Raw genomic sequence first — 15,683 nt, forward strand, 5'->3', positions numbered from 1 at the left:
ACCGGTCGCTCGCCGCTCTGAGACGGCGGAAAAATCAGGCACTGCGGCGCGGTGCGACGCTTCTTCGGTCACTCGGTATTCTCGTACTACGCGTGCGACCCCCACGAGGCGATGGGGATGAAGGGGGCCGTCGTCGTCGGAAACGCCGCGACCGGAAAGCGACTCGCGGTCGAACCGGACTACGGCGAGTGGTTCGCGGAGACCGAAAACTACGCGGCGACCCTCGATGCGACCGGACAGGACGTCGTCCGCATCGCCGTCGGTGCACCCGGAAACGGCGGCGCGCACGACGTCTCCGACCCCGACCACGGCATCGATAGCGGTCTGCGGGAGGAGGTGGGGTCCGTCTACTCGCTCACGTTCGACGGTAACGGCGTCAGCAAGTACCGGTGCACGTCCGGGCCGGCGAGTGCGATGCGCGGGGCCATCGTCGTCGGCGACCCGACGGCCGGGACGATAACCGTCCCCGAGGACGCTCTCATCGTCGGCGGCGGACTCGGCGCGGCGGCGCTTTCGCCCGTCGCCTTCGCCGTCGCCCTGAAAGTCCTCGGCACGGACGAACGACCGCCCGAGACGGAGGAGCGGACCGAACGCGGCGACGGGAACTGACCGAGCCTTACTCCGCTCGGTTTCCGGTCAGATGCCGCGAACCGTCTCGATAGCGCCGAGCGTTTCGAGCGTCATCCACGCGAGAAACAGTAGGTACAGGACGAGAAGCCCGTACGCTTCGGGGTCCGTGAGTTCGAGGTGGGTGCGGGTCACGATGACGAACACGAGCGTCGCGAACGCGAGAAAGCCCATCATCGGGACGGCGGCGAGGAAACTGACCGTCGTCGGTCCCGCGAGGAGGACGCCGACGGGGATGGCCACGAGGAGGTTGAACGTGTTGCTCCCGAGGACGTTCGTGAGGCTGGTGACGCTCTCGTCGACCTGCGCCGCGCGCACGCTGACGAACGCGTCCGGGAGACTCGTCGCGGCGGCGATGACCGTCAGTCCCCACAGGAAACTCGGCGTGTTAAATATCTCCCCGAAGCCGAGGGCGGCGCGGACGATGCCCTCGACGCCGACGGTGATGAGGAGAAGCGAGACGGCCAGCGCTCCCACCTCGCGGGGGACGTTCACGCGGACGGGTTCCGCGATGTAGTCGCGGGCGTCCTGGTACTGGAGGAAGACGTAGATGCCGTACGTGGCGAGGGGCATCAGGACGAGCGCCGGGGTGAGGATGGCCTCGGCGTTCGTCCCGCCGGGGACGTACGTCGCGCCGAGGGCGAACGTGATGAACAGGACGAGGACGCTTATGATGTAGAACTGCGCGTCCTTGTGGACGATGTCGCGCGTCGTCTCCAACTGCTCGCTGGCGAGTGCGGACGCGGCCGGGATGACCAGCAGGTTGAAGATGGCGCTCCCGACGATGGCTCCGACGCCGAGTCCGAACTCGCCGTGGAGCAGGGTGCTGAGCACGACCGAACTCAGTTCCGGAAAGCTCGACCCGATGGCGACGACGACCGCGCCGTGGACGGCCACCGGCAGGCCGAAGTGTTTGCTGAGGCGCTCTGCGGCGCGTTCGAGCAGTTCGCTCCCCTTCCAGATGACGCCCGTCGAGACGACGGCCAACGCGAGGTAGGCGAACAGTCCGTTCACGACGTGGCCCGTCTCGGCACTCGGTAAAATACGTGTTCGATTCCCGTCGAGAGCCACGATCGGTCGCCCCGCGGCGGCGGTGCGGACTCGAAACCCCCGCCAGCATATTAGTTCTCTCCGGTCTCTATGCTACCTATGTACGATGCCATACTCGTTCCGACCGACGGAAGCGAGGCGGCGATGGACGCGGCGAAGCACGCGTACAGCCTCGGCGAACGGTACGACGCGACGGTTCACGTCCTCTCGGTCGTCACGAACAGCGAAAGCGCCACGATAGTCGGACAAGGCGACGAGAAGCTGGACACGCTCCGCGAACGCGGGACCGACTCGACGCGACGCATCGTCGAAGAGGCCCTCTCGCGGGACGTCGACGCCGTCGGCGCGGTCGAAATCGGGACCCCCGACCGGACGATTCTCGGCTACGCGGAGGAGAACGACATCGACGTCATTGTGATGAGCACCCACGCTCGGTCCGGCGTCGGCCGGTTTCTCAGAGGGAGCGTCACCGAACAGGTCATCCGCGACGGGGAGACCCCCGTTCTCGCGATACAGCGGTAGTAGAGTACGTGTCGGACGGCGGAGGGGAGCGTTCGAGAACGTAAATCAAGCCTCCCTCGACCCCGTAGCCGCCGCTAATGGACACCGTCCGGTTGAACGAACGCGAGTTCCACCACATGCTTCTGGTCGCCGCCGTCTTGGGCGTCGGCGTCGGCCTCGTCGCCACCGGTTTCCGTCTCGTCTGGCTCTTCGTCAAGCACCACCTCTGGGAGGCGTTGGCCGCGCCGTACTGGCGCGTCCCGGTCAGCGTCGTCGCGGGCATCCTCATCGGCGCTATCCTCTATGCGACGTTCTACCCGGGGGCGCTCTCCACCCTCGTCCAGCAGTTCCACGCCGAGGGGCGCGTCGAACTCGAAGAGAACGTCCCCATCATCCCCGTCGGTCTCGTCGGTCTGGTCGCCGGGCAGAACGCCGGCCCCGAGGGCGTGATGTCGGTCGTCGGCGGGTCGTTCGGGACGTACGTCTCCGAACTGTTCGAGTTCGAGAACTCCACGAAGTTGCTGACCCTCGCGGGGATGGGTGCGGGGTTCGGGGCGATTCTGGGCGCGCCCATCGGCGGCGCACTGCTCTGGTTAGAACTCCCCCACGAACGCGGACTGGAGTACTACGAAGCCATCGTCCCCACGTTCGTCGCCTCGTTCGCCGGCTACCTCACCGAAGTTACCCTCGGCGGAATGGAACTGTTCCCCGCGTGGAGGACGGCGTCTATCATGCCGCTGACCCCCGCGCAGTTGGGATGGGCCGTCGCCGTCGGTCTCCTCTGTATCCCGTTCGGACTGGTGTACTCGAAGACGTTCTCGGCGATAGGACGGCTGTTTCGCCGGCTGTCGCTCGCCGTCTACGTCCGAACGACGCTCGCCGGCGGCGTCATCGGTGTGCTCGGGTGGCTCGTTCCGCTGTCGTACTTCTACGGCGGTTCGAAGATGAACGTCCTGTTGGAACGGGGTGCGTCGCTCGGTCCCGAGGGGTTGATGCTCACGCTCGCCGCGGTGATGGTCGCCGCCGGGTTCACGATTCACGGCAACTGGATCGGCGGCCTCATCATCCCGCACATGTTCATGGGGGCGCTCGTCGGTCAAGCGGCGGCGTTGGTCGTTCCCGGCCTCTCGCCCGTGTTGGCGACGCTCGCGGGGATGGCCGCGTTCAACTCCGTCGTGACGGGGACGCCGCTTTCCTCGGCGCTCATCGCCATCGCACTCACGGACGGAGCGAGCATCACGCCGGTGTTCCTCGCATCGCTCGTGGCGTTCGGAGCGAGTCCGTCCGTGCGGTTCCTCGACGAAGCCGCGCCGCGCTCCGAGTCTCCGAACTTCCACATCTCCGACGACTGACCGCTCCGCGCGACGAGCGCTCGAACCGTTTCGGTCAGAGTGTTGAACAGGGCGGGGAACGACGGAGAGGTATGAACCGGCGGCGAGTGGGGACGAGCCTGTACGCGGGGGTTCTGTTCAGCATCCTCGGGCTCGTCGGATGGGTGAGCGGACACCCGTTCATCTTCCCGAGTCTCGGACCGTCGGCGTTCATCCTCGCGTTCGAACGTCGCGGCGAACGGACGAGGACGTACCGAATCGTCGGTGGACACCTCATCGGTTGCGTCTGCGGACTGTTCGCCTACTGGCTCCTCGCCGCGGGGACGGTGCTCACGACGTCCCCGCCCGGACTCTCTGTGGAAGGCCTTCGACTCGCCGCGAGCGGGTTTCTCTCCGTCGTCCTGACGAGTTGGGGGATGATAGCGACCGATACGAAGCACGCGCCGGCCTGCGCGACGACGCTCATCGTCTCGCTCGGATTGCTCTCGTCTCTGACCGAAGTCGCCATCATCGTCGCGAGCGTCGTTATCCTCGTCGAAGCGCACTTGGGCGTGTTGTGGGCGTTCGAGCGGATAGTCGGCGACGCTTCCGTACCGTCCGCGGCGGGCGACGACGTCGAATCGACGGAGTGACCGAAGGGGCACGCGCGACGGAGGGGCCTTCACTGTTCCTGTTCGGGCGTCGTGAACGGAATCGTCGCCGCCGTCCGCTTCGTGACGGTGGCGATGCGGAGGATGTACGCGAACAGGACCGAGAGGGGGATGAGACCGACAGTCACCACCGCGGGGACCAACAGAGGGACGACGAACGACGGGACGGACGCCCCCGACGAGGCGGTGAACAGGAACAAGCCGGACGCGACGACGGTCACCGAGGGGAGTCCGACGTAGAACAGGCGACGCGACAGTTCAGCGAGTTGCTGTTGGAGGTAGATGGACTTGAAGTACTGCCGCGCGACGTCGATACGCTGGAGGTCGTCGATGAGCCTGTCTATCGCCTCCTTCACGTGCCCCGGGAGGCTGTCGCCGTGCTTCGATTTGATCCGGCGGAGGTGGTTGATATCTCTCGCGTAGTTGGTGGTGAGCGTCGCAGAGAGGACGTGGAACGTCGACGCGTCCGACTCTTGGAGGAGCCCGTCCGTCTGGTCTAACTGCTCGGTCACCCGCGATACGGCGGCGTCGACTTCGCCGTACACCTGGTCGTTCGTCTCCGCGATGGAGAGGCCGCCCAACTCCTGGGCCGCCTTCCGCGTGTTCTCGACGACCAACTGGAGGAAGCCCAGGGGCTCCACCGGGGCGATTCGCCCGGCGGCGTCCTCGACGTCCGTCCGGTAGTCGATGACGCCCTCCATCTGCGACTCCAGTTCGTCGGGCGTGCCTAACTCCCGCGAGAGCAACAGTTGGCTGATGGAGACGACGACGGTGATGACGGTGAGGTTACCGCTAATCAGTCCGCCGTACACGTAGTAGATGGGCTGTTTACTCACGAAAGGGCTCAGCCCCGAGAGACTCAGCGAGGCGACGAAGACGAACAGAACGAGGGCCGTTATCCCCGCGACGACGACTCTGCTGCCGTCGAGCAAGAACCACTCTCTCCACTTTCCCTTGGAGGCCAGAGACTCCTCCTTCGATGACATCGGCATCGAGTAGGAGATCGGTTTCAAAAGACTCCTCGGCCGTCGCGCCCCGTACGGCGGTTTCATCCCCGATACTCGAACAGGTCGCGCAGTTCCGCCACGTCGCCCGGCGTCGTCCCCCCGAAGAACTCCCTGTCCCGTTCCGACATCCGCCGAATCTCCTCCTCCGAGAACGTCATTTCCGGGTCTATCGACGCTCGCGGTTCGACGCAGCGACTCGCGTCTATCTCGTAGTCGTCGCCGAAACACCGCTCGAAGATGTACTTCGCCCGGCGGAGGTGCAGACACGAACTGACGACTCGGACGGTGTCGCCCCCCCAGTCGAGTTCGTCCACGAGGAGGCGCGCGAAGAAGCCGTTCTCCCGCGTGTCGCGGGCGTTCGACTCCACCAGTACCCTCTCCGATGGGACGCCGCGCGTCACCGCGTAGTCGCGCATCGCCTCGGCCTCCGACGTCGGAACGTCCGGGTTCGTCTCCCCGCCGGTGAATATCAGGTACGGGGCGTCCGTCTCCCGAAACACGTCGATGGAGAGGTCGACGCGCCGGCGGAGGTGGGGGTGTACCTCCGCGCCGGTCAATCGCTGTCCGAGCGTAATCACGACCATGGCTGGACACCGCGTACGCGGCGACGTAAGTGGCGGTGGAATCCGTCGCCCCGCCCGACGCGTCCCGAAAGTATATGTCTCGAATGGCTGTCACTCTCGCCCATGACGGGAGCGGACATCGAGTTCCTGTTCGAGTCGGCCGACACCGAGGCGCGGTTCGTCCGAGCGTACCTGCCCGAGGCGTGGGAGCGATTCGGGACGGCGGCGCACTGGGAGACGGGGTGGTTCTGGTCGTACCGGCAGTTCGCCGGGTACGACGCCGGGCCGGACGGCGGCTTAGTACGTCTCGTGTTCGAGGGTGACCCCGAGGCCCTCGTCGAGACCGAATCCGAGGCGTGGGACCGATTCGAGGGTCTCGACTCGTGGACGCTCACGACGTACGACGAGATGGGGTACGACAGCCTCCTCGAACAGCAACGGGACGCCAAGGGCGAGGCGGGCGGCGAGTGGGACTACCGGCTGAAACCCCTCGTCTCGGAGTTCTCGCTGGCGTACCTCCGGGAGTTCGAGGAGGGGCTTCCGGCGGTCGGAGACGAACGCGACGTGAACCCGCGCGCGTTCGGCTTCTGGGCGGTCATCCACTACGCGATGATCCAGTGCGGGTACGACTGGTACGAGGAGACGGCCGCCTGCGGGAAGGCGATGCGGAACAGGCTGAAGTCCGTCGCGGCCTACCGCGGTGCCGACGCCGCCCGCCAGGAGTACGACCGACTGCTCGCCGAGTTCGAGGCGTACGAGGGCGAGTTAGAGGCGTACCTCGACGCGAATTCGACCGGCGAGGCGACGGTACGCTAAGTGGAGTCGCTCCTCGACTGCCGCGAGAACCGGAACTGCGCCGCGTTCGGAGCGCATCCGGCGACCTTACGGTCCGGCCCCGGCGTCGTCGGGCGTCTGTTCCAGAAGCGTCCGGCCGTCGCCCTCGAACGCCTCCGGCACCTCGCCGTTCTCGACGAGGGTTTCGAGCGTCGGCTTACACTGCGGGTGCGCGAGGCTCTCGAACGCCTGTTTTCGCAATGCGTCTTCGAGGCCGTCGCTCCGGACCAAATCGGCCAGCATGTCGCACTCGTTCGCCGCCTCGAGCTGGTTTATCGCTCGCTCGCGGTCCTCTCTGTCGCTCGATTCGTCGAGCGCGATTTCGTGGTTCTCCTCGGGGGTTGGCATGACGGACACAGAGTTTCGGTGGTCGCCACTATACCCTTGTGGGCACCGTTCGAGCGCGATACCTGTCGATTTCGGTGGACGTTCGGCGCGCGGACGCCGCACGACTCCTCGAACACCGTCGGGACGGGACCGCGCCCGTGGATTCGGCGGTGAAATTCATCTATAGATAACGATACGTCCGCCATCGGACCGCGATGTTAGCACGTGATGAATTCGTGTATTGGTCCGATATAGTCACTCTCTACCGGATTCCAACGTACGACAGTTGCGACTGTCTGTAATGTCAGCCATATGGATTTTTTACGTGGCGGGCGACCGACGACGTGGATGTTCTACCACGACAACGACCTGCAGTACCCCGTCGAAGTCGAAGAGCCCGACCCGAGATTCGCGAAGATGCTGCAGGAGGCCATCGGCGGCGTCGAAGGCGAGATGCGCGTCTGCCTCCAGTATCTCTTCCAGTCTTGGGGCGTCCCGGACGAACACGAAGAGTATCGGAAACTGCTCTTGGAGACGGCGACGGAGGAGATAGGCCACATCGAGATGCTGGCGACGGCGGTGACGAAGAACCTCGAAGGCGCGCCGACGCAGTTGAAAGACGAGATGACGGACGACCCCGTCATCAACGCGACGATGTCCGGCATGATGCCGCGGCAGTACCTCTCGTCGGGCCTGAAGGCGATGCCCGTGGACGCGAACGGCAATCCCTTCAACGCGAGTTACGTCGTCGCGAGCGGAAACCTCGCGGCGGACCTGTACGCGAACGTCATGGCCGAATCCACCGGCCGCCTTCTGGCGACCCGCCTGTACGAGATGACCGACGACCCGGGCATGAAGGACATGCTCGCGTACCTCATCGCCCGCGACACGATGCACCAAAACCAGTTCCTGAAGGCGGTGCAGTCGCTCGGTGACCCCGAGGACCCCCACGACCACCTGCCGATTCCGGACAGTTTCCCCGACGCCAAGGAACTCGAAGAGTACAACTACTCGTTCCTCTCGACGATGCGCGAGAAGGCCGACTACGAAGCGCCGTGGACCGAGGGCATGTCGGTGGACGGCGAGGGCGAGTTCTCCCTCCTGCACGAACTGGACCTCGAAGGCGGCGAACGGAGCGTTCCGAAGGCGAACCCCGAGACGCACAACGAGGTCAAAGAGAAGGGCGAGGACTGACGCGCCGACGCTCCCCCGACGCGACGTCGCCGTCCGTCCTTCCGGCTATCTTTTTCTCGCGCCGCCTCGAATCGCCGCCCGTGACCGCGATAGTGTTCGACCTCGACGGGACGCTTCTCCGCGCGACGCGCCCCTACCGCGAGGTGCTCTCCGACGCGTTCGAGGCGGCGACCGGCGAGGTCAGACCGGAGTGGTTGGACGCCTACGACGAGGCGTTCTGGGAGTTGTTCTCCGCCTGCGAGCCCGACCCGTTTCGCGGCGCGTTCTCCCGGATAGACGGCTGTTCCGACCCGGAGTCGCTCGTCGAGTCGCTTCGGAAACGCGAGTGCGAGTCGTTCCGACCGCCGGACGGCGCGCACGCGGACCTCGAACGCTTGGCCGAGGAGTACGAACTGGGCGTCCTCACTAACGGCGTCCCCGAGTGGCAGGTCCACAAACTCAGGACGCACGACCTGTACGACTACTTCGACGCCGTCGTCGCCTCCTACGAAGTCGGCGCGCACAAGCCGTCCGCCGCGCCGTACCGCGCGATAGAGGACCGCCTCCCCGCCGAGGAGTACGCGATGGTCGGTGACTCGGAGTCGGACGTTCGCGGGGCGGAGAACGCCGGCTGGACCGCCTACCGGTACGACGGCGGCGGGTTCGGCGACCTTCCGGACGCCCTCGACTGTGCGCGAACCCGACAGTCAGGATAGTACGAACGTTTTTACGTGGGCTTCGCGCAGGGAGGGTAATGAGTCGTCGTCTCGGTATCGCAGTGTTCGTCCTCGTCGCCGGTGCGGGCGTCTTATCGTCGTACGCCGCGGGCGGCGATACGGCGACGATGGCCTCGTGGGCGTTTCTCGCCCTCGTCCCCGCCGCGATCGTCGGCCTCGCGAGTACGCCGTCCGGATACTCCGACCGCTCAGACTGAGTCGAGGTACGTCTCCGCGAGTGCGTCGAGCGACTCGTGGTGTTCGGTCGTGTGCGGCGCGGTTAGCGGCGACACCGACACGCGCCCTTCGACGACGGCGCGGCGGTCGGTCCCCTCCGGGTCGGGCAGGTCGTTCTGGCGCATCCGCTCCCACACCCCGTCGTGGAGCGTCACCCGACCGTTCTCGTCGTCACGCCGGGCGGTCATGTCGTACAGCGTCGAGGGCGTCGTCACCTCCAACGGCGCGGGGGAGTCGTCCCCGGCGGGCATCGGCGCGTTCACGTTCAGGTACTCCGCCTGCTCGAAGACGCCCGCGCCGAGTGCGTGCTTCGCGAGGTACGTCGCCGCGTCCGTCGCGTTCCGGTAGTCCTCGGGGTCGGTCGCCTTCTCGTGCCACGGCACGCCGTCGTCTCCGTCCGGGACGTACAACGAGACGGCGATGGCGGGCACGTCGAAGAACGCCGCCTCCACCGCGGCGCTTACGGTTCCGGACCGGCCGAGGACGTACGCGCCGAGGTTCGCGCCCTTGTTACACCCGGCGACGACCAAGTCCACGTCGGGACAGAGCGCTTCCAACCCGACGATAGTACAGTCGGCGGGCGTGCCGTGGATGGCGTAGCCGAGTTCGTGTCTCGACACGTCCACGTCCTTCGACATCTGCCGTCCGACCGCGCTTTGGTCCTCCGCGGGCGCGACGGCCGTCACGTCCGCGAACTCCTCGAAGGCGTCGTACAACGCGCGAAAGCCCACGCTGTCGATGCCGTCGTCGTTTGTGAGGAGGATAGAGAGCGACTCGCTCATGGTTCACACTCCGACGGGGGGCGCAAAGGTGTACCGCTTAGCGCGGAAACGTCCGCGACGGCGAGGTTCGGACCGCGAACCCTCACCGCTCCACGCGGCAGCCGAGTGCTTCGAGTTTCCGGACGGCCGGTTCGATGTCGTCGTCTTTGACGAGGACGTGGTCGGTCGAGTACGCCGACAGAGCGAAGACGGAGACGCCTTCCTCGGCGAGTGCGCCGGCGACCGCCGCCAAGAAGCCGACGAGTTCGAAGGGGAGCGTCATCTCGAACGTGAGTATCCGCCACCCCTCCTCCGCCTCTATCGCGTCTTCCTCGTCGTAGGCGTCCTGTTCGACGACGACGGTCGTCTCGTCGCCGTCCCGGACGGACGCGAACGCGTCCGGGTCGTCTCGAGTCGCCTTGAGCACGGCGTATCTGCTCTCGGAGACGCTGACGGTCCCGCCGTCGAAGTACTCCGCGGGTTCCATATCCGAAGTGGAATCCGTCGCGACTTATGGCTGTCTTCCTCGAATCGGCCGACGCGACGGTCGGCGCTCCGGCCCCGGTTCGCCGGACGCCGTTCGCGTCGTTCAGGCGACTCTATCGACGACCGTGCCGTCGTCCACGACGAGGTTGTACGCCTCCTCGTCGTCGTTCCACAGACAGAGGACGTTCTCGAAGGCCAGTACGTCGCCGTAGTCGGCGCGCGCGAGTTCCTCGTTGAGTGCGTCGCGCTTGGTCAAGACGGCGTAGTGGCCGACGGACTCGCTCCCGTCTGACACCTTGTAGAGGGGGTTGGCGTCGTCGTCCTCCGCGAGGTTCCGGCTCAGTTTCACCGCCAAGAGGTCGATTCGCTCGGTGACGTGGCGGTCCATCTCGGCCATCTTGGCGAACCGGTCGACGGAGGCGGTCACCTCGCGGCGGCGGACGCCGTCGGTCCGGAGAACCGAGTAGGAGAACTGCACCGTCTCGTTCAGGAACGTGCCGTCGTCCTCCCCCGCCTCGTCCAATCGCCGTTGGAACGACGGCGCGTCGATGTCGTCGCGCCTGTCGAACGACCACCCGCGGTCCGAGGGGGCCTCCCCCGGCCACAGGCGGAGCGTCGGCGAGTAGACGGTCACGTTTCCGTCCGGGGGCGCGACGGCGCGTTCCACCTCGCGCAGGCCGACGCTGGTGTTGAGGTCCGCGGGCGCGAGAGCGACGACGGACCCCTCGTCGGCGAGAACGTCGAGGTACTTCCGGACGACCGATTCGGGGTCGTCCAGTTCGCTCAGGACGTTCGCGAAGAGGACGATATCGAACTCGTCGGCGTCGTCGCCGTCTGCGCCGTCCACGACGCCCCGCGCGTCGAAGTCCTCCGCCGTCTCGCGGTGGACCGTCGTCCGGAAGTTCGGCCCCGTCTCCTCCAGCATCCGTTCGAGGATATCCGCGGAGGCGGACGGTTCGACGGCGTGGTAGTCCACGAGGGCGTCGTCGGGCAGGTAGTCGTGCAGGCCCAACGCGGGGCCGCCGGTGCCCGCGCCCACGTCGAGGACGCGGCAGACGCGCGGGAGGTGGCCCGTCTCCGCCAAATCGTCGAGGACGTAGCCGACGGCGGCGTAGTAGTCCGGCAGGTGATAGAGACCGTAGCCGAGTGCGGCCGTCCCGTCGTACTCGACGGGGTTCTGCCGGTAGTAGTCCTCCTTCAGGCGGCGAATCGTCTCTCTGAGTTCGTCGCCGCCGTCGCCGCGGTGCCAGTTGACGCCGCGGCGTCCGACGAGAACGTCCTCGAACGCGAACGCGTACTGTTCGGGGAACTCGGTGGGGGTCCACGATTCGAGGGGCGCGGGGTCGTCGTTCGCCGGCACGAACGTCCCGTCGTCGCGTTCGACCAAGCGGAGGTCGTACGCCTCCTCCCTGAGGGTCTGTCTGACCACCGCCGGGTGGGGCGTTCCCTCGATGTACTCGCAGATCTCCTCGGGGTCTATCGGCCGGACGTTTCGCAGGTACTTCGCGTTCGAGCGAACCGCCTCGCGGTCTATCACCGGCGTTCACCTCCGGACCCGAATGCGCCGTCTCCGGCCGCCTCCTCGTACAACTCCTCGAACGCCTCGCCGTCGGCGTCGGCGAGGCGCCGGGCCGCCTCCGCCACCCGGTCCGCGCCGGGGAACGACTCCTGAATCTCGCGGTAGACGCGGGGCGTCCCCGTCGTCACCGCCTCGACGAGTTCGTCCATGCCGGCGGATATCGGCGTGGCGAACTCCTCGCGCACGTCCTCGGCGGCGAGTGCGTACGCGAGGATGGCCGCGTGCGCGCCCGCCTGCACCGTCTCCATCGCGGCGTCGTGCTCCGTCGCCGTCGTCTCGAACACCTCGTTGCCCGCGTCGGCCACCGCATCGAGAACCGCGTCGGAGACGGGGCCGGGGGCGTCGGCGACGACGGCGACGTTGCCGGGAGCGTTCTCCGGCGCGAACAACGGGTGCAGGCTGACCCGTTCGCGGTCGGGTGCCGCCGCCCGCATCGCCGCCACGGGCGCGTCCATCACGCCCGTCACGTCCACCACTGCGCGTTCCGCCTTCGGCGCGTGCTCTCTGACCGCCTCCCGGACGGTAGAGATGGGTACGGCCAGACAGACGGCGTCGAACGACTCCTCGGCGTCGAGCGAAACCGCCCGGCCGACGGACTCGGCGGCCGCCTCGGCGGCCCCGGGGTCCCTGTCGGCGTACGCCACGTCGAACTCGGCGGCCAACGTCTCCCCGGCCCAACGGCCCATCGCGCCCGCGCCGACGACGAGTACCTCCATCGCCGCCGACTACGCACCGGGCGCGTCAAAAGGAGTTCGGTGCGCGCCCCGTCTCGCGCCGGGTTCCCGGCGACCCCGCCTCCCTGCGCGCCCGACGACCGTCGCCCTCCTCGTCTCGCGGGGTAACGTGAAGTACTCGCACGCGGTACGTGTGCACATGCCATCGAATAAACTCGACGGGCGTGTAGCGTTTATCACGGGGACGAGTCGGGGAATCGGGAAGGCGTTGGCGCTTCACCTCGCCGACCGCGGCGTCAAAGTCGTCTCGACGGGGAAGACGGTCGAACCGCGGGACGACCTCCCCGGAACTATCGTCGAGACGACGGAGGAGATACGCGAGAGGGGAGGCGAGTCCATCTGGCGGCAGATAGACGTGCGCGACGAGGAGTCCGTCGAGGCCGCAATCGAGGAGACGGTCGAGGAGTTCGGCGGCCTCGACTTCGTGGTGAACAACGCCGGCGCGATACAGATGGCCCCGTTCGAGGAGACGCCGCCGAAGCGGTTCGACCTGCTGAACGACGTGAACGTGCGCGGGACGTACGCGACGACGTACGCCGCCCTCCCGCACCTGCGAGAGAGCGACCACGCGCACGTTCTGGCGTTCTCGCCGCCCGTCACCGACCCCTCTCGGCCGGGGATGGCCGCCTACGCCGTCTCGAAGTACGGGATGACCGTGACGATGCAGTCGTTGGCCGGGGAACTCGCCGACGACGGCGTCGCCGCCAACGCCCTCTGGCCCGTCGCGGCCGTCGAGAGCGAAGCGACGCGGCACTTCGGCATGGGCACGGAGGAGGACTGGCGGCGTCCCGAGGTGGTCTGCGACGCGGTGGAGGCGGTTCTCCGGCGCGACCCCGCCGAGTGTACGGGCAACGCCTTCTACGACGAGGCGATTCTCCGCGAGGAGGGCGTCGAGGACTTCTCGCGGTACAACGTCGTCGAGGACGCCGACCCCGGGCCGATGTCCGCCCGCCTGTTCGACCCCGACTTCGAGCGTCCCGCGTAGTTGGTATCACTACCAATATCAAGTGTGATATTCAGACGCATAACGTTAAAAGGGAGACGCCCATCGGACGATTTGGGGTTAGTAAGCGTGCGACGCTAGGTGCGGCCCACGAAGGGGGGAATGCACCTCACGTTTCAGTTTTAGTACATGGCGGTCCGTTTCGAACCCGTCTCGATGAACCTCCAGTATCTGCCGTAAACAGCGTCTTTCGGCCGTCAGACGTATAAACTCACGCTGACAGGTGCGTAGTTTTATACTGTAGTAGACACATTAGACGTACCGATGAGATTCCCTTCGGTCCCGGGGCGAGACACCGACGGCCAGCGAGTGAAACTGCCGGACGATTTCGAGGGGGACCAGACGCTCGTCGTCATCAGCTTTCACGCACGCCAACAGTCGCTCGTGGACTCGTGGCGAGGGTTCGCGAACGACCTCGAAGACGAGTACGACCACTTCTCCTACTACGAACTGTTCGTCTCCGGGAGTCGAAGCGGGATGCTCCCCCCGACGGCGACGGGCGGTCTCTCGCCGGCGAACGCCCGGCGGAAACTCCACGACCGGACGGTGCTCGTCCCCGTGGACAAGAGCGCCTTCCGACGCCGCCTCGGCCTCCTCGGCGAACAGACCATCTACGCGTTCCTCATCGAGGACGGCGAGGTGGTCCGACAGGCGGCGGGCGTGCTGACGCCGAAGACCGCAGAAGCGCTCGAATCGCTCCTCGCGGAGTGGTCGCACGCGCAGTCGCGGTGGTCGGAACTCGGCGGCGAGACGGCGGATTCGGACGACTGAACTCTCGACCCCTCGAACGACTAGCTCTCGAACTGCCCTCCCTTTTCAGACGACGAGTTCGACCGGGTACGACGTGAGGTTCTCGTACCCGTCTTCGGTGACGACGACGATGTCCTCGATGCGGACGCCGCCCACCTCGGGGTCGTACAGCCCCGGCTCTATCGTTATCACGTGTCCCGGCTTCAACTCGCCGCCGTCGAGGGAGACGCGCGGGCGTTCGTGCACGTCGAGTCCGACGCCGTGGCCCGTCGAGTGGATGAATCCCGTCTCCGTCGTCGGGTCCGACCGGAGCGTCGGGTGGCCCGCTTCCTCGTACACGTCGCAGACCGCCCCGTGAACGTCCGCCCCGGTCGCGCCGGGTTCCACGGCGTCGAGGGCCGCCGTCCGCGCCTCGTCGGTCAACTCGAACCACTCGCGGACCGTCTCGGAGGCGTCGCCCTTCAGGAACGTCCGCGTCATGTCGGCGTGGTACTTCGTCTCCTTCGACCGCGGGAAGATGTCGACGATGACGGGTTCGTCCGCTCTGAGGGGGCCGCTTCCGCGGTTGTGCGGGTCCGCGGCGTCCGCGCCGCAGGCGACGATGGTCTCGTCCAGCGCACAACCGTGCCGGAGGAGGGTGAGCTCTATCTCCTCTTTGACCCGTTCGGCGGTGAGCGAGTCCCCCTCGTAGACGAGCGTTCCGTCCCGCACGTCGGCGTCGGCGAGGAGGGTCTCCGCGGCGCGCATGGCCGCCTCGTTCGCGTCTTGAGCGTTTCGGACGTGCTCTACCTCCTCGTCGGTCTTCGTCGCGCGAATCTCCGTCACCACGTCCTCCGTCTCGGGTTCGACCGTCACGCCCCGTTCGCGGAGGGTGTCCGCCGGGCCGAGAGGGAAGCGGTCGGGCGTCGCCACCGACTCGACGCCCTCGTCGTCGAGGAAGGCGGCGACGGCGCGGGCGGTGGCCTCCGCGGAGCCGTGTTCGGCGGCGAGTTCGCGGTAGTCGTACTCGACGAGGCGGGCGACCCTGTCGGCGCGGGACTCCTTCTTCGCGCGGCCGTACTCCAGCGAGGAGACCAGAAGCGACGTTCGCTCCGGCGTGTAGAGCGTGACGAACGGGTCGGGCGCGTCGAAGCCCGAGACGTACCGCTGCGTCGAATCCGTGCTGGCCGCGTTCACGAGGTAGCCGTCGAGTCCGCGGTCCGCGAGGTACTCGTCCAGAAGCGAGAGGTCCGGTTCCATGGCCCGCGATTGGCCCTCGTCGGTTAAATCGTCACGCATCGCGGAACTCCCGGCGCGCCTCGGGGGACGCTTCGACCCCGCTCTGGACGTTCCGAAACGGCGAAACGTAGCCCCT

The 15,683-nt window shown here is 66.8% G+C and carries 19 protein-coding genes; 10 read left to right on the forward strand and 9 right to left on the reverse strand.

The window, feature by feature from the left end; genetic code table 11:
• Nucleotides 1-51: 51 nt before the first annotated feature.
• Nucleotides 52-609, forward strand: a complete 558-nt coding sequence (locus BLS11_RS07945; RefSeq protein ID WP_092535641.1) for a cupredoxin domain-containing protein — start codon at nucleotides 52-54, stop codon at nucleotides 607-609.
• A gap of 27 nt (nucleotides 610-636) precedes the next feature.
• On the opposite strand, the gene BLS11_RS07950 is transcribed toward BLS11_RS07945, so the two are convergent.
• Nucleotides 637-1,641 carry a sodium:calcium antiporter gene (locus BLS11_RS07950; RefSeq protein ID WP_092535644.1) on the reverse strand — a complete coding sequence of 335 codons (1,005 nt, stop codon included), beginning with the start codon at nucleotides 1,639-1,641 and terminating at the stop codon, nucleotides 637-639.
• 135 nt (nucleotides 1,642-1,776) lie between these two features.
• Between BLS11_RS07950 and BLS11_RS07955 the strand changes: the two genes are divergently transcribed.
• The 3 genes from BLS11_RS07955 to BLS11_RS07965 all read left to right on the forward strand — a co-directional run bounded on the left by BLS11_RS07955 (nucleotide 1,777) and on the right by BLS11_RS07965 (nucleotide 4,141).
• Complete coding sequence (locus BLS11_RS07955; RefSeq protein WP_092535647.1) at nucleotides 1,777-2,199, forward strand: universal stress protein; 423 nt, start codon at nucleotides 1,777-1,779, stop codon at nucleotides 2,197-2,199.
• A gap of 77 nt (nucleotides 2,200-2,276) precedes the next feature.
• Complete coding sequence (locus BLS11_RS07960; RefSeq protein WP_092535650.1) at nucleotides 2,277-3,530, forward strand: chloride channel protein; 1,254 nt, start codon at nucleotides 2,277-2,279, stop codon at nucleotides 3,528-3,530.
• Nucleotides 3,531-3,601: 71 nt separating this feature from the next.
• On the forward strand, nucleotides 3,602-4,141 hold the full coding sequence (locus BLS11_RS07965) for an HPP family protein (RefSeq protein ID WP_092535653.1): 540 nt from the start codon (nucleotides 3,602-3,604) through the stop codon (nucleotides 4,139-4,141).
• Between the two features lie 29 nt (nucleotides 4,142-4,170).
• On the opposite strand, the gene BLS11_RS07970 is transcribed toward BLS11_RS07965, so the two are convergent.
• Both BLS11_RS07970 and BLS11_RS07975 read right to left on the reverse strand, forming a co-directional pair.
• Nucleotides 4,171-5,145, reverse strand: coding sequence for a DUF7972 family membrane protein (locus BLS11_RS07970; protein WP_092535656.1), 975 nt, complete (start codon nucleotides 5,143-5,145; stop codon nucleotides 4,171-4,173).
• A gap of 62 nt (nucleotides 5,146-5,207) precedes the next feature.
• Entirely contained in the window at nucleotides 5,208-5,750 is a 543-nt protein-coding gene (locus tag BLS11_RS07975) for a YdcF family protein (protein WP_092535659.1), read from the reverse strand.
• A gap of 102 nt (nucleotides 5,751-5,852) precedes the next feature.
• On the opposite strand from BLS11_RS07975, the gene BLS11_RS07980 reads away from it, so the two are divergent.
• Nucleotides 5,853-6,545, forward strand: a complete 693-nt coding sequence (locus BLS11_RS07980) for a hypothetical protein (protein ID WP_092535662.1) — start codon at nucleotides 5,853-5,855, stop codon at nucleotides 6,543-6,545.
• A gap of 66 nt (nucleotides 6,546-6,611) precedes the next feature.
• Here the strand turns inward: BLS11_RS07980 and BLS11_RS07985 are convergent, their stop codons facing one another.
• The gene (locus tag BLS11_RS07985) at nucleotides 6,612-6,911 is read right to left on the reverse strand and encodes a hypothetical protein (protein ID WP_092535665.1); all 300 of its coding nucleotides are present in this window, start codon (nucleotides 6,909-6,911) and stop codon (nucleotides 6,612-6,614) included.
• Between the two features lie 327 nt (nucleotides 6,912-7,238).
• Here BLS11_RS07985 and BLS11_RS07990 point away from each other — a divergent pair, with 327 nt between their 5' ends.
• The 3 genes from BLS11_RS07990 to BLS11_RS08000 all read left to right on the forward strand — a co-directional run bounded on the left by BLS11_RS07990 (nucleotide 7,239) and on the right by BLS11_RS08000 (nucleotide 8,997).
• Nucleotides 7,239-8,084 (forward strand): manganese catalase family protein, encoded by an 846-nt coding sequence (locus BLS11_RS07990; protein WP_092535668.1) that lies wholly within the window; start codon nucleotides 7,239-7,241, stop codon nucleotides 8,082-8,084.
• An 80-nt stretch (nucleotides 8,085-8,164) separates the two neighbouring features.
• Nucleotides 8,165-8,779, forward strand: a complete 615-nt coding sequence (locus tag BLS11_RS07995; RefSeq protein WP_092535671.1) for an HAD family hydrolase — start codon at nucleotides 8,165-8,167, stop codon at nucleotides 8,777-8,779.
• 38 nt (nucleotides 8,780-8,817) lie between these two features.
• On the forward strand, nucleotides 8,818-8,997 hold the full coding sequence (locus BLS11_RS08000; RefSeq protein ID WP_092535674.1) for a hypothetical protein: 180 nt from the start codon (nucleotides 8,818-8,820) through the stop codon (nucleotides 8,995-8,997).
• Here BLS11_RS08000 and surE read toward each other — a convergent pair.
• From surE to BLS11_RS08020, 4 genes are all read right to left on the reverse strand, one after another.
• A complete protein-coding gene (surE, locus tag BLS11_RS08005) occupies nucleotides 8,989-9,798 on the reverse strand; it encodes a 5'/3'-nucleotidase SurE (protein WP_092535677.1) in 810 nt (269 codons plus the stop codon). The genes BLS11_RS08000 and surE overlap by 9 nt on opposite strands.
• 82 nt (nucleotides 9,799-9,880) lie before the next feature.
• Nucleotides 9,881-10,264, reverse strand: coding sequence for an ACT domain-containing protein (locus tag BLS11_RS08010; protein WP_092535681.1), 384 nt, complete (start codon nucleotides 10,262-10,264; stop codon nucleotides 9,881-9,883).
• A gap of 102 nt (nucleotides 10,265-10,366) precedes the next feature.
• Nucleotides 10,367-11,800 carry a small ribosomal subunit Rsm22 family protein gene (locus BLS11_RS08015; protein ID WP_092535684.1) on the reverse strand — a complete coding sequence of 478 codons (1,434 nt, stop codon included), beginning with the start codon at nucleotides 11,798-11,800 and terminating at the stop codon, nucleotides 10,367-10,369.
• The gene (locus BLS11_RS08020; RefSeq protein ID WP_092535687.1) at nucleotides 11,797-12,558 is read right to left on the reverse strand and encodes a prephenate dehydrogenase/arogenate dehydrogenase family protein; all 762 of its coding nucleotides are present in this window, start codon (nucleotides 12,556-12,558) and stop codon (nucleotides 11,797-11,799) included. The genes BLS11_RS08015 and BLS11_RS08020 overlap by 4 nt, the downstream gene beginning before the upstream one ends.
• Before the next feature lie 157 nt (nucleotides 12,559-12,715).
• Between BLS11_RS08020 and BLS11_RS08025 the strand changes: the two genes are divergently transcribed.
• Complete coding sequence (locus BLS11_RS08025; protein ID WP_092535690.1) at nucleotides 12,716-13,561, forward strand: SDR family oxidoreductase; 846 nt, start codon at nucleotides 12,716-12,718, stop codon at nucleotides 13,559-13,561.
• 282 nt (nucleotides 13,562-13,843) lie between these two features.
• A complete protein-coding gene (locus BLS11_RS08030; protein WP_092535693.1) occupies nucleotides 13,844-14,350 on the forward strand; it encodes a hypothetical protein in 507 nt (168 codons plus the stop codon).
• Nucleotides 14,351-14,395: 45 nt separating this feature from the next.
• Here the strand turns inward: BLS11_RS08030 and BLS11_RS08035 are convergent, their stop codons facing one another.
• Complete coding sequence (locus BLS11_RS08035) at nucleotides 14,396-15,568, reverse strand: M24 family metallopeptidase (RefSeq protein ID WP_092535696.1); 1,173 nt, start codon at nucleotides 15,566-15,568, stop codon at nucleotides 14,396-14,398.
• Nucleotides 15,569-15,683: the final 115 nt, after the last annotated feature.

The sequence above is a fragment of the Halopelagius longus genome (genome assembly GCF_900100875.1).
Lineage (GTDB): Archaea > Halobacteriota > Halobacteria > Halobacteriales > Haloferacaceae > Halopelagius > Halopelagius longus.